The sequence below is a fragment of the Alteromonas sp. 009811495 genome, assembly GCF_028865455.1.
Taxonomy (GTDB): Bacteria; Pseudomonadota; Gammaproteobacteria; order Enterobacterales; family Alteromonadaceae; genus Alteromonas.
In genome coordinates this window covers 320,496-333,853 of sequence record NZ_CP113972.1, presented here as the reverse complement: position 1 = coordinate 333,853, position 13,358 = coordinate 320,496, and the positions used below count along the sequence as shown (strand labels likewise).

Below are 13,358 nucleotides of genomic sequence, written 5' to 3'. Positions count from 1 at the left end.
CTAAGTTATGTCGCCCACGCTTTATCACCCTTCTTATAAGGTAAAGCCCCGTCGTACTTACCCGGAATAGACACATAACGCAGTACTTTTGTAGCGCCTACTTGCGACGTGAAAAAACAATACAAAGTTAATTGTTTTAGCAAAGTGAAGTAATGAGGTGTTGGCTCGTCGGTTCCTGGCTCCCATTGACTAGGCTTACCGGTTTCTACTCCTTGCCATACACCATTTGCCAGATTGGCTGCTTTCGCCTCTACATCGAGTTCAGTGAACAGGGTTTCACGCTGCTGAGCATCAAGTTGCAAAAATGCTTTTCCATATCGTGTTTGGCATAACTTTTCGATGGTTTTAATACCGTTTTGAAACGTTTTTTGCAGCAGAGGTGTGTAACAGTCGGTTATTAATACTGCCATGGTCTCTCCCACATTCGCCGCTTTCGCCCCGGGCGTGTCTGTCTGTGGAATGATTACTTCGGCCATTTCATTAAAAAGCGTCACATCATTTTCAGAAAACAATGTTGCACTTAGCGGAACCGGCGTTAAATCTTTATACGCAAACGCACTGCCTGCAAACATGGCGGTGCCTGTTGCAGTAGCTATAAGTTTAAGTAGTGCTCTTCTTTCCATTACAAGTTACCTCGCTTAAGCTCTTCCACTGCAAAATCTGCAGCGCGCGCGGTTAATGCCATATAAGTAAGTGATGGGTTAACGCAACTACCCGAAGTCATAGCGGCACCGTCTGTCACAAATACATTCGGGGCATCCCATACTTGATTGTGCGCGTTCAGTACTGACGTTTTCGGGTCACGTCCCATACGCGCTGTACCCATCTCGTGAATACCCATACCTGGTGCATAATCGGCATCCCAACCTTGCACGTTTTTAAGGCCAGCCGCTTCAAACATATCAATGGCGTCTTGCTGCATATCCTTACGCATTTTGAGTTCGTTCTCTTTTATCTCTACATCCATAGCAAGAACTGGCATTCCCCATTTATCCGTCACTTTCTTGTTCAAATAAATGCGGTTGTCGTGGTGAGGTAGCATTTCACCAAAGGCAGTCATACCAATCGTCCACGAACCTGGTTCACTGATGGCATCTTTAAGCCCAGCCCCAATACCCATCTCGGCAATATCTTTTCGCCACCCTGAACGACTGGCACTACCCTGATATCCGAAACCGCGTAAATAATCGCGCTTGTCATCTCCCCAATTTCTAAAACGAGGAACATAAAAACCGCTTGGACGTCGCCCATAGGTATACTTGTCGTCAAAGCCTTCTACGTCAGCAGATGCGCCAACTCTGAAATGGTGATCCATCACATTGTGACCTAACTCACCACTGCTGCTGCCAAGTCCGCCTTCCCATACATCGGTAGCAGAGTTCATCAATACCCAAGCAGAATTAAGGGCCGAAGCATTTACAAACACTATCTTGCTTTTGAACACATAGGTTTGGTTGGTCTCGGCGTCAATGATCTCCACACCCGTTGCGCGCTTTTTGTCTTTATCGAACAGGATCTCTTTTACAATAGAGAACGGACGAAGGGTTAAATTTCCTGTTTTCACCGCCGCAGGTAGTGTAGATGCTTGCGTACTGAAGTAGCCCCCAAACGGGCAACCCAGCCAACACTTATTGCGATATTGGCAATGCACACGCCCTTCTTCGGGTTTACCTTTGGTCATGTTTGAAGTACGGCCATGTAGAATGTGTCGGCTACCCTTGAACGCTTCTTTTACTCTTGCAGCAACGGTTTCTTCCACAATATTCATGGGCATAGGTGGTTGGTAAATACCGTCTGGCAGTACATCTAAGCCATCGCGGTTTCCACTGATCCCCGCAAACTTTTCTACATAGTCATACCACGGCGCCAGATCGTCGTAACGAATTGGCCAATCGACAGCGATACCTTCTTTAGCATTCGCCTCGAAGTCTTCTCTGTTAAGGCGATAGCTTTGACGCCCCCATAAAAGTGAACGACCGCCAACGTGATAACCGCGATACCAGTCAAAACGCTTCTCTTCCGTGTAAGGGTTATCTATCTCGTTTGCCCACATTCCCAATGTTTTTTCATTAAGCGGATAGTCGCGCTTAAGCACTGGGTATTCCATTTTCATTTTCTGCGTAGGCAAGTCGCGATGGGGGTAATCCCAATCTTCTTTGTGTGCGTTTTTATAATCCTTTATATGCTCGATGTTTTGACCGCGTTCAAGCATTAACACCTTAAGGCCTTTTTCGGTAAGCTCTTTGGCAGCCCACCCGCCACTGATACCAGAGCCAATCACAATTGCATCGTATTCATTCGTTGCCATAACACATCCTTTATCGCTTAATTCGTCGCTGTGCCTGTTGCACGTTACACATCACAGATTTGGATCGCGTCTTTGAGCGATACAATTCTGCCGGCCTTGGTTTTAGGTGTGGGGATAAACTCTTGTGCCAAATAGCCCTTAAACCCTGTTTCAACTATGGCCTTAGCAATAGCTGGGTAATTCAGTTCTTGAGACGCATCTATTTCATGCCGACCTGGTACGCCAGCGGTATGATAGTGGCCAAAATACTGATGGTTATCGCGGATAGTGCGAATGATATCGCCTTCGTTGATTTGCATGTGGTAGATATCGTAAAGCAGAGAAAAGTGCTTACTGTTAAGCCTTTTGCACAGCTCTATGCCCCATGCTGAGTTATCAGCCATGTAATCAGGGTGATCAATTTTGCTGTTAAACAGCTCCATAAATATCACCACACCGCGTTTTTCTGCATGAGGTAATATGCGCTTTAAGCTGTTAACTGCATTTTCTAACCCTTGTTCCCGTGACATGCCTCTTGCATTACCGCTAAAACAAATAAGATTGGTGTAGCCCGCATCTGCCACTAGGTCGATATGCTTTAGATATCGAGACTCGAGTTCGTCATGTAACTGAGCATGAATAAACCCATCCTCTAGACTGATTTCGGCACCATTACACATAGATGAGTCGATGCCGTATTGTTTTAGTATTGGCCAATCTTTGGGGCCAACTAAATCAATAGCACTAAAGCCTAGCGACTTAACGGTTTTGCAAAGCTCCTCGATAGAAAGATCGCCATAGGTCCAGCGACTTACCGAGTGGTTCACGTTACCTTTCAGTGTAGAAATCGCGGCATCGTTATGACTGGTACCGTTTTGAGATTGGTGCCCAACCGCAAAGCCCGGCATAGCAGCCAGTACGCCTGCCCCTGTCACCGCCATGCTTTGCAATAGCTTTCTGCGAATTTGATCGTGATTACTGCTATGCATCTGCGTTCACCTTTTCAGACTTAAACAGGATAGCGAACAGCACTAACACGACCGCGGCAAAGCCTGCAGGGAACAACCACACCTGCTGCCAGCTATGCGCACCGCTAGCTAATGTATAACTGTCGGTAATAGCACCTGCCACGGCGAAACCAACCAGCATACCTACGCCGTACGTGGCCAACGTAATTAGGCCCTGTGCTGCACTTTTTACTTTCTCGCCTGCTTTTGCATTTGTATATATTTGTCCTGAAACAAAGAAGAAGTCGTAGCAAATACCGTGAAGTGCAATACCTGTGATTAGCATAAACAAGGCTTCATCGGCATTGCCAAACGCAAACAGCGTATAGCGAATAACCCAAGCAGCCATTCCAATAACCAAGGTAGCTTTAATACCAAAGCGATTCAGGAAAACAGGCAATGCCAACATGAACAAGACTTCTGAAACCTGCCCCAAGGTCATTTTACCCGTTGCGTTCTCTACACCTATTTCCGTTAAGAATGTATTGGCATTCTGGTAATAAAACGCCAATGGAATACAAATAAGAACTGAAGATAAGAAGAAAACCAAAAAGTTTTTATCTTTTAACAATGCCAGCGCATCTAGTCCAAGCACATCGCGAAGGCCAACCGCTTTATCGCTACTTTGTGGTGGTGTATTAGGTAAGGTAAAGCTGAAAATACCCAACGCTAGTGAGGCAATACTGCACAGTAGGAAGGTGTTTTTGAGCATACCGTCGGCAATAGACTGCGCAGAATCCCATGAAAAGACATAGCTAATCATAAGTCCTGCCACAATCCAGCCGACAGTGCCCCACACACGAACTTTTCCAAATTGCTTTGATGGATCATCCATTTGCCCAAACGACACAGAGTTCACCAACGCTAATGTAGGCATATAAGCAATCATATAAGCCAATACGTAAGGATAAAAACTCGCAAAGTCGCTGGCTTGATACATAAAGTACATCAACGCTGCACCTACTAAATGCAACAAACCCAATATGCGTTCAGCATTGAAAAAACGGTCGGCAATTAAACCCACGATAAAGGGCGCAATAATAGCTCCCCAACTTTGGGTGGAAAACGCCATACCAATTTGGCCTCCGTTGGCCTGAAGCGTGTTCGACAAATAAGTGCCTAGTGTTACAAACCAGCCCCCCCAAATGAAGAACTGCAAAAACATCATGATGCTTAGACGTAGGGTAATCATAATTATTATTTTCCTTATGCGCTTGGCTTAACGCGCTAGCCCCAAAATGCGTTTATTCTTTTCATCGCTTACATCACCACCGGCAAAATCGTCAAACGCATATTTGCTTGGTTCGATAATATGCTTCGCAATAAATGGCGCTCCTTCGGCCGCACCTTGTGCGCTGTCTTTTAAGCAGCATTCCCATTCAAGTACTGCCCAGCCACTAAAGCCATATTGGGTAAGCTTGCTAAAAATACCGTTGAAGTCGACCTGTCCGTCGCCTAGAGAGCGAAAACGACCCGCTCTGTCTTGCCAGTCTTGATAACCGCCATACACACCATTTCTACCATTGGGGTTAAATTCAGCGTCTTTGACATGGAACATCTTAATGCGGCTGTGGTAGCGATCGATAAAGTCCAGATAATCTAGCTGTTGCAGTACGAAATGACTCGGATCGAACAGAATATTAGCGCGAGGGTGGTTATCTACTGCTTTTAGAAACTGTTCAAACGACGCACCGTCGTGTAGGTCTTCACCTGGGTGAATTTCGTAGCACACATCTACGCCGGCCTCATCAAATGCATCTAATATTGGCTTCCAACGTTTAGCCAACTCGGCAAAACCTTGCTCCACCAAACCTGCGGGGCGCTGCGGCCACGGGTACACCAAATGCCACATAAGCGCACCAGAAAAGGTGGCGTGAGCTTTAAGCCCTAGTCGCTTACTGGCGATGGCAGCACATTTAAGCTGATTTGTGGCCCATTCAGTGCGCTCTTGCGGCTTGCCGTGCAAGTGCTTAGGTGCAAAGTTATCGAAAAGCTCATCATAGGCAGGATGTACTGCCACTAACTGACCCTGAAGATGGGTAGACAGCTCGGTAATTTCCACGCCAGCTTTGCGGCATGTTTCAGCTACCTCGTCACAATACGCTTGGCTTTCGGCTGCCTTTTCTAAGTCGAATAGCTTTGGGTCGGTTGGTACTTGAATACCTTTATAGCCCAAAGAGGCTGCCCATTTGGCCATATTTTCTAACGTATCAAAGGGGCTACTGTCGCCCATAAACTGCGCTAGAAAAATAGCGGGGCCTTTAATCGCTTGTTGATTATTCGCCATGTGTGCACCCTTTATAGTTGTGGATATGCGTTTGCATTAGTTAGTGCCTTCGTCGCTGATAGACGTCCATTTTGTGTCGCTGCCACTGCTGGCAAGCATAGCGTCAATAAACACCATACCGCGTAAGCCCGAATTAATACCCGGCACGCCATCTGCTTTGCCTTTTTGATTGTTTCGAACTGCCTTAGCAAAATCGGTATACAAATTTGCCATTGCTTCTAAATACCCTTCTGGGTGACCTGCTGGCACTCGGCAGCGAGACGACGCCTCGTCACAAAGCCCAACTTGACCTTGTCCCGCGCGAAATACCTGAAATGGCGTATCGGTAGGGCGGTATATCACCGAGTTAGGCTCCATTTGCCGCCACTCAAGCCCACCTTTATCGCCATACACGCGAATTTTTAGGGCGTTTTCTTCACCTGCACACACTTGCGAGGCAATCAATACTCCCGTTGCCCCACTTTTCGTTTTGATAAGCGCAGCACCATCGTCGTCTAAGCGTCGCCCTTCAACATGGGTGTATAGCTCGCCGCTTAATGCAGTAACAGGGTCGTTTAAAACAAATTCAACAAGACCAAAAGCATGTGTACCAATATCGCCCATGGCGCCTGTTGCGCCGGAAATAGCAGGGTCGGTTCGCCATTGCGCTTGCTTGTTATGGGTTTCTTCTTCACCCGATAGCCAACCTTGTGGGTACTCTACGTAGACCTTTCGAATATTACCTAGCATGCCACTGGTTACCATATGGCGCGCCTGCCATACCATGGGGTAACCCAAATAGGTATGCGCCAAGCCGTATAGGCTGTTATTCGCGTGAATAACATCTTGCAGCTCTTTGACTTCAGCGAAACTTACGCCGGCGGGCTTTTCACAAAATACATGAAAACCTGCATTAATCGCCGCAATAGAAATAGGTACGTGAAGGTTATTAGGTGTAACGATAACCACTACTTGCATGCGCTCGTCTTCAGGTAACGAAGACTCAGTTTGCAACATGGTTTGCCAGTTGGCGTAACAACGCGAAGGGTTAACGTTTAATGCAGTGGCCGTTTTAACATTATTGTCTTCATTACGACTAAATGCGCCACACACTAATTGATATTGCCCATCTAGCCCTGCCGCATGACGATGCACTGCGCCAATAAATGCGCCTTCACCGCCGCCGATCATTCCCATTCGAATTGGTTGCATTGCGTGATCCTCTGATCGATTTTGCATATTTCTCATGCTTTGATGCGTTAAAATGTAACCCGTTACATTTTGTCATGTCAACACGAAACACATCATTTTATTAAACTATTATTTACAAATAACGCCATTTGACATGAGTAAAGCCCGTTAACTCGCTAGAAGTTACCGAAAAGATTAGCTGCATTTTACAAAAATAATACAAATAGCATTTGATATTGACGAAAATATGCGTATTCTTTTGATTAAATGAAAACGGTTACATTTAATCGCTAATCGCGATGCAGAACGATCAACGTAAATGGCAAATATAAGAGATGTAGCAGATAACGCCGGCGTATCTGTGGCAACAGTGTCGAGAACACTGCAACAACCTGAACGCGTGTCGCCAAAAACGCGCAGTAAAGTAATGGCAGCCGTGCAAGCTGTGGGTTACAAGCCTAACCTGATGGCCGTTAAATTCCGGTCTGGGAAAACGCATAATTTAGTGGTGTTAGTGCCAACAGTGGCAAATGTATTTTTTGCTCGGGTAATTAGCGGCATGCAAGAAGCGGCTGCAGAGCTAGGTTATTCTATATTGCTGGCTAACACCTTGGGTAATAACGATATAGAAAACCACTACGCCAAAATGGTGAGCACGTCGCAAGCAGATGGGCTAATTCAGCTTCGTGCGCACAACCCGTTTGACGCGAGCATGATAAACGACAACGGTTTACTTCCCATGGTGAATGCTTGTGAAGTGATTGATGATGGGCAGTATCCAGTGGTGAGTTTAGACAACCGTGCAGCGGCCAAAGCCATGACACAGCACTTAATATCGCTTGGCCATAAACGCATTGCCATGATTAAAGGGCCCAATTCTAGCCCGTTAACTCAGGAGCGTTTGAACGGATACAAAGACGCGCTGCGCGACGCTAATATCGACTTTGATGAAAGCCTGCTGCTAGACGGCGACTTCACTCTGCAAGCAGGTTACAACGCCGGTGTAACCATTAGCGAACTGAATAACAGGCCAAGTGCTGTGTTTTGTGAAAATGACGAAACAGCTATTGGTGCCATGCAAGCCTTTAAGCAGGCTGATTTACACGTACCAAATGATATTTCGGTAGCAGGGTTTGATGACATTGCCTTTTCGGCCTTTGTTGACCCACCATTAACTACCATTGCGCAACCAGCTGAAGAGTTTGGACGTACGGCAGTAACCCTATTGGTTGACTTACTTAACGGTAAAATTAGAAAAGCACCGAAAGTAATTATGCCATTTGAACTCATTGTAAGAGAGAGCACTGGCTCGGTATCAACACGTTAATTACTACCCCTGTAATCAGGTAATACAGCAAAAGGACAACGCCATGAACTTTATCAATGTTAGTAGCAAAGGCTCGAACTACGGCACGGCTTTAACACGTCGACAATTTATAAAGTATTCATCGGGCGCATTGGCAGCGCTGGGCACACCCGCTGTATTAGCGCACAATCACAAAGGTAAAGATGCTATGCATGCACAACACACCAGTGCTGTTGGCTTACAGCTTTATACCCTGCGCGACATTATGAAAGTAAGCGTGCCTGCAACTCTTAAATTAGTAGCTGACATTGGTTACAAAGAAATGGAGTTTGCAGGGTATTTTGATCACAGTGCTAAAGATATTAAACAGCTACTAGACGACAACGGATTACGCGCACCGTCGGCGCATATTATGTTAGACGCCTTTGACAACAACCTAAATCAAGTATTGGACGACGCCCAAACCGTAGGGCACAAATATTTGGTTGTGCCTTGGCTAAGTGAAGCGCAGCGCGGCACAGGTATTGCGCCCTATCAGGCATTAGCTGAAAAGCTAAATAAAATAGGCGAAGCGTGCCATAAAGCAGGCATTACCCTTGCCTACCATAATCACGACTTTGAATTTGAAAACCGTGACGGCCAAATACCGCTAGATGTGCTTATTACTCAAACCGACCCGAATTTAGTTGCTATGGAACTAGATTTATACTGGACAGTAAAAGCAGGCAAGAACCCCGTAGATTATTTTAAGGCCTACCCGGGGCGCTTTAAGCTATGGCACGTAAAAGATTTAGCCGAAGATGGCGGTTTTGCCGATGTGGGCAAAGGCACCATTAACTTCAAAGACATATTTGCACACGGTGAATTGGCGGGTATTGAACATAAATTTGTAGAGCGCGACCACACCACCGACCGTATAGCCACAGTAGAGCAAGGCTTTAAAGCGGTGAGCGCGCTAAATGCAGCCTTGGGTAAAGCCTAATACCGATTAAAAAGCGCTTTTGTGTAAAAACACAAGCAGGTACTATGCGGGGCTAACTAAGCAAACTTATAAAGCAGTATATTATGAGTGATTTGTTTAGCGCCCTTTCGCGCGCTTTAAGCCCCTACTACACTGAAATGAGCATTATGCTAATGGCCACAATTTTGGTGGTATATGGCGATATTATTAACGGCCATGTAAAGCGCATACTAGCGCCCTACCATTTTGTTATTCGCATTAGTTTATTTGTAGTGCTATGTGCCTTTGGCTATGGCGCACTTACCCTTTGCGGCGCACCCTTTTTGAAACACGTAATAGCCTACTTACCTTGGCAGTACCAAGGCGCAGGCTATGTGGCATCGTTTATGTTGATTGGCTTTTTGGCTGAGAGGCGTAGGTATATCTAGCCTCTCGTTGGCTAGGCCACTGTTTTCCTATACTGCTCGATGTACTTTTTAGGCGGTACCTTCATCACTTTTTTAAATGAAGTAGAGAAATAGGCGGCCGTTCCAAAGCCAACATCAAGGCATGTATCTAAAATTGAATGACCTTCAAGCAAAATAGGTATGGACTTTTCTATCCTAAAACGTGAAAGAAACTCACTAAAGTTATATTCAAATAATTCGGCTAGTCGCCGGTTTAAGCTTCGAGTGCTCATCAAAAGCTGCTCTGCCGCTTGGTCTCTGTTGAATTCTTCTCTATGGTAATTTTTCTCAAGCACAGCAATAAAATTGAGATAAAACGCCATATCTTTCTCGTTGTTTATCTCTGGAATTTCTAAACAACCAAATTTAAAGATTGGCTTGTTGCCGCCGTTCTCATCAATGCTTTGTGCATCACGTACCGACAAGAAGTGCGCGATCCTTAGCGATATCTCTTCGCTAGACGCTGGCTTTGCAAGAAAATAGTCTACTTTAACTTCTAGTGCCGCTTTTTCTAATTGAGGGTCTGTTTTTGCCGATAGCATTATCACCGGGATATTGCTATGGCTTGCGTGCGCTCTTATTTCACTCGTAAGCGTTAAGCCGTCCATCTTCGGCATAATTTGGTCTGTTACAACCAAGTCCACCAAGAAACGTTGCATCACATCCAATGCTTGCTCACCATTGCCGGCAACCAAACAGCGATAATTTGTCGACAGCAAATCAAACATATACGTTCTAAACTCTCGGCTGTCGTCAACTATCAGCAGCGTCTTCTGACTAGTAGTTTCACCTTTCAGCTCAAGCTGAGCTGCTTCAGTATTTACAAACTCAATGTCATCTACGGGTAGCCTTACAGTAAATTTGCTGCCTTCACCAGGTTTACTCTCAACATCAATCTTCCCTTGATTAAGCTCAGTTAAATTTTTGACAATTGATAAGCCTATACCTTGCCCTTCTTCTTGTGTTTCACCTCGTGTAAATCTCTCGAACACTTTTCCAAGTAAACGTGCATCCATCCCTATGCCATCATCTGAAACAATAATCTTCAATACTTTTTTGTCGATAGAAACTATGACTCGAATATTGCCATATTCGCCTGTGTACTTGATGGCATTCTGAAGCAGGTTCGTTATGATCTTCTCTAAGCTATCATTGATAAGGGAGATATACCTCGTCCCTTTAACCTTAACTTCGAGATTTTGCCGCTTTTGTTTTGCTAAAGGCTCAAGTGAGTTAATAATAAATCGAATATGCTCAACCGAGTAAGTTTTGTAATAGTCTGATGGGCTTGATGCGCGAGGTATATCATTTCTCATTTGTTCGATAAGTTGCTCTACCCTTCGCATATTCTCTTTTATTAAAATAAACTCTTTGTTTTCCTCACCCTTTTCATTTGATAATTGCTCTAGAGACCCTTTGATTACCTGAATAGGCGTACGTAAATCGTGCGTAATTTCACTGATTTGACGTTCTTTGCTTCGAAGCATTTTTTCAAACTTTGACTGTCCGTCTGTAATTTCGAATCGAGTAAGATTGGTGTAGAGATTGGTAGACTTGAATTTTTCTATTAAGCCATTTAGAAAACCAAATTTAAACAACATGACAATTGTCGTAAGAATCAAAAAATATAAACTATAGCTTACTGGTGAGGCCCATAATGGCTGAGCTAGGGTAAATTTAAGGTTTGTAACAGGCCCACTATTATCAGGCGAGAACACTCGAGCTTTTATTATGTGTTCTCCAAAATCAAGATCACTCAGTGATACCTTCATAGTAGGACTGCTGTGAAGCATCCACCCTTCACTATCTAGCTGTAGCTCCAATTTTTGTGACAAATGTTTGATAAAGCTATTCGTAGCGAAATTAAATGTAACCTCCTCTAAAGTGCTAGAAAACTCGAGGGAGGTTTCTCTGGGGAAAAAGCGTTGCTGTATATCACCTTCCTCAACCCAATGCACAGAAGTTAGTACAGCACTAGCAGGGCTGCTTCTTTCTTTGTTAAGTTCGACAAGGGCACGCGTCTCATCTATGAGATAAGAGTATTTGTCCCCTTTCACGAGAAGCTGGTCACCAACTACACTAAAACTCTTATACTCAAAATCAGTATCAAAGATTCCGTGGGAGCTTCCTAATTTAAAGATGCGTTGAGACTTAGCCTCAAAAGCATATAGTCCCATATTAGTTGCCAGCCAAATGTTCTTGCTGGAAGTGACTACTGCATCTCTTATAAACCTTAGTCCGTCGATATGAAACTCTTCTGGGCTTTCAACTTCCCCTGTATCCTTCCTTATTTTTCTTATACCAGCGCCTGATGTACATAGTAAAAATGCATCCGATACTTCAATCAAACATTGAACTCCAGTCCATCTTCCAACGCTTGATCGAATTGTTCTCCAACTATGCTTTGAAAGCTGAAAATGGATATTGTCATACACATCAAACGAAGCGAGTTCACCACTTGAAAGTAATATGGATTCAACAACCAAACGGGGAGCTTGAAGCCGGTCCTCTAATTTGGAGCCTCTTACAAGGAAGTAGCTTGCTTCCATTCCGTTATCTGAATACAAGTAGAAACTGTCATCAGTAACGTCCACGACATGTTTGAATACATCTTTACACTGAAGAGGAAATACTTCTCCAATAGACATAGTGAAGACTTTTCGAGGGAGCATTTCACAGTGAGAATACTCAGAATCAAGACTAGATGGAGTCAACGCTCCAGTGACAACGTTTAACTGATAAAACTGCTTGTCCGTAGATACATAAACGCTTTCATCTACCGTGACGACTTGATTGATATTACTGCGCAGCACTACCTCACCGTCTGAGATAAGATTTATAGCTCTAGTTGCTGGGGATAAGGCTATGAGCCCAAGTTGTGAAGAGGCTATCAGTAGCGAGTCTTGAGGACCCTGAATAATTCTAGTGACTGTCCTAACTGCTTCCGAACCCAATACGGGATTCAAGAATTTGGGGCGAATAAGTCGGCCTTGCTCTAGTTTAAATACTGTCCCATCAGACACCCAAACTTCATTTTTATCAGTAATCCATACATCTTGTATAAATGTCCCTTTTACGCCAGAAGATTTCGCAAAATATAAGCTATTAGTTGCTTTATCAACAACATATAACCCTTCTGGACCACCCACATATATCGAACGCCCACCATCTTTCACAAACGTAATACTGCTTAATAAAGGAAAATCTGATGCGACTTCTTTTTCCTGAATTGTATTAGAATCATTTGAAAGCTTAATTAGTCCATCCCGAACGGCTATCCATGTGCCACTGCTAGTAGAGTCAATTGAGTATGCTTCTACTACACCAAGGCGGACGAGATGTTCGCTGAGAGCTTTAATATTTCCCGAGTATCTATCTAGAACAATTACTTCGTCTATGAGGGATAAAAAGTAATGCTCCTTAGAAGAGTTGACTGTCCAAACAGACGTGGCCCACTCAAACTCCGAAAAGACTTGTTCTGAGTGCTTTGTTTTCAAATTTAATTTGAAAAGACCAACGCCATATTCGACTATCCACAGGTCGTCACCATCGAGGTGTATATCAGATATAATTCCTGTGAGCGTACCAACCTTGCTATACGTTATTCTTTGAGACTGAGCACCCACTATTTCAAAGACACCGTTTTCTGCAGCCACAAAAACAATATCACCTCTAACTTCGATATCTCTTATCACACCAGACGGGATACCAGCGAAGCTTGTTCGTCCTTCTAGACTTGCCCCGATGCCGTGGCTCAAATTCGGAAAAAAGAAAGAGAAAAATAGTATTAATGGGACACTTAGCCGCCATTGATTACATAAATTAGAGAGTGTCCTTGTTCGCATGCTCATCATCCTTAACGCACATTTAATCTCCAATTGCTCTAAGAGCTAA

The 13,358-nt window shown here is 44.3% G+C and carries 10 protein-coding genes; 3 read left to right on the top strand and 7 right to left on the bottom strand.

Translation table 11 applies throughout. The annotated features are described in order from the left end of the window. Nucleotides 1–5 precede the first annotated feature (5 nt). From OZ660_RS01460 to OZ660_RS01435, 6 genes are read right to left on the bottom strand one after another with little or no spacing between them, the layout of a single operon-like run. Entirely contained in the window at nt 6–623 is a 618-nt protein-coding gene (locus tag OZ660_RS01460; protein ID WP_202266676.1) for a gluconate 2-dehydrogenase subunit 3 family protein, read from the bottom strand. After that, nucleotides 623–2,308, bottom strand: coding sequence for a GMC oxidoreductase (locus OZ660_RS01455; protein WP_274742322.1), 1,686 nt, complete (start codon nt 2,306–2,308; stop codon nt 623–625). The genes OZ660_RS01460 and OZ660_RS01455 overlap by 1 nt, the downstream gene beginning before the upstream one ends. 44 nt (nt 2,309–2,352) lie before the next feature. Continuing rightward, on the bottom strand, nt 2,353–3,276 hold the full coding sequence (locus tag OZ660_RS01450; RefSeq protein ID WP_274742321.1) for a hydroxypyruvate isomerase family protein: 924 nt from the start codon (nt 3,274–3,276) through the stop codon (nt 2,353–2,355). Next, nucleotides 3,269–4,486, bottom strand: a complete 1,218-nt coding sequence (locus tag OZ660_RS01445) for a nucleoside permease (protein ID WP_274742320.1) — start codon at nt 4,484–4,486, stop codon at nt 3,269–3,271. The genes OZ660_RS01450 and OZ660_RS01445 overlap by 8 nt, the downstream gene beginning before the upstream one ends. A 27-nt stretch (nt 4,487–4,513) precedes the next feature. Continuing rightward, a complete protein-coding gene (locus OZ660_RS01440; protein ID WP_274742319.1) occupies nt 4,514–5,581 on the bottom strand; it encodes a sugar phosphate isomerase/epimerase family protein in 1,068 nt (355 codons plus the stop codon). Between the two features lie 36 nt (nt 5,582–5,617). Then, the gene (locus OZ660_RS01435; protein ID WP_274742318.1) at nt 5,618–6,772 is read right to left on the bottom strand and encodes a Gfo/Idh/MocA family protein; all 1,155 of its coding nucleotides are present in this window, start codon (nt 6,770–6,772) and stop codon (nt 5,618–5,620) included. A gap of 298 nt (nt 6,773–7,070) precedes the next feature. Here OZ660_RS01435 and OZ660_RS01430 point away from each other — a divergent pair, with 298 nt between their 5' ends. The 3 genes from OZ660_RS01430 (at nt 7,071) to OZ660_RS01420 (ending at nt 9,446) form a co-directional block, all read left to right on the top strand. Beyond that, complete coding sequence (locus OZ660_RS01430) at nt 7,071–8,078, top strand: LacI family DNA-binding transcriptional regulator (RefSeq protein WP_159628143.1); 1,008 nt, start codon at nt 7,071–7,073, stop codon at nt 8,076–8,078. A gap of 43 nt (nt 8,079–8,121) precedes the next feature. Beyond that, entirely contained in the window at nt 8,122–9,039 is a 918-nt protein-coding gene (locus OZ660_RS01425) for a sugar phosphate isomerase/epimerase family protein (protein ID WP_274742317.1), read from the top strand. A gap of 83 nt (nt 9,040–9,122) precedes the next feature. After that, entirely contained in the window at nt 9,123–9,446 is a 324-nt protein-coding gene (locus OZ660_RS01420; protein WP_274742316.1) for a DUF3392 family protein, read from the top strand. Between the two features lie 11 nt (nt 9,447–9,457). Here OZ660_RS01420 and OZ660_RS01415 read toward each other — a convergent pair whose 3' ends face one another. Then, nucleotides 9,458–13,309, bottom strand: coding sequence for an ATP-binding protein (locus OZ660_RS01415; protein ID WP_274742315.1), 3,852 nt, complete (start codon nt 13,307–13,309; stop codon nt 9,458–9,460). Nucleotides 13,310–13,358: the final 49 nt, after the last annotated feature.

What these genes read in the sequence shown, in the direction of transcription:
- OZ660_RS01460 (WP_202266676.1), bottom strand. Translation starts at nt 623, where the DNA reads ATGGAAAGAAGAGCACTACTTAAACTTATAGCTACTGCAACAGGCACC.
- OZ660_RS01455 (WP_274742322.1), bottom strand. Translation starts at nt 2,308, where the DNA reads ATGGCAACGAATGAATACGATGCAATTGTGATTGGCTCTGGTATCAGT.
- OZ660_RS01450 (WP_274742321.1), bottom strand. Translation starts at nt 3,276, where the DNA reads ATGCATAGCAGTAATCACGATCAAATTCGCAGAAAGCTATTGCAAAGC.
- OZ660_RS01445 (WP_274742320.1), bottom strand. Translation starts at nt 4,486, where the DNA reads ATGATTACCCTACGTCTAAGCATCATGATGTTTTTGCAGTTCTTCATT.
- OZ660_RS01440 (WP_274742319.1), bottom strand. Translation starts at nt 5,581, where the DNA reads ATGGCGAATAATCAACAAGCGATTAAAGGCCCCGCTATTTTTCTAGCG.
- OZ660_RS01435 (WP_274742318.1), bottom strand. Translation starts at nt 6,772, where the DNA reads ATGCAACCAATTCGAATGGGAATGATCGGCGGCGGTGAAGGCGCATTT.
- OZ660_RS01430 (WP_159628143.1), top strand. Translation starts at nt 7,071, where the DNA reads ATGGCAAATATAAGAGATGTAGCAGATAACGCCGGCGTATCTGTGGCA.
- OZ660_RS01425 (WP_274742317.1), top strand. Translation starts at nt 8,122, where the DNA reads ATGAACTTTATCAATGTTAGTAGCAAAGGCTCGAACTACGGCACGGCT.
- OZ660_RS01420 (WP_274742316.1), top strand. Translation starts at nt 9,123, where the DNA reads ATGAGTGATTTGTTTAGCGCCCTTTCGCGCGCTTTAAGCCCCTACTAC.
- OZ660_RS01415 (WP_274742315.1), bottom strand. Translation starts at nt 13,309, where the DNA reads ATGCGAACAAGGACACTCTCTAATTTATGTAATCAATGGCGGCTAAGT.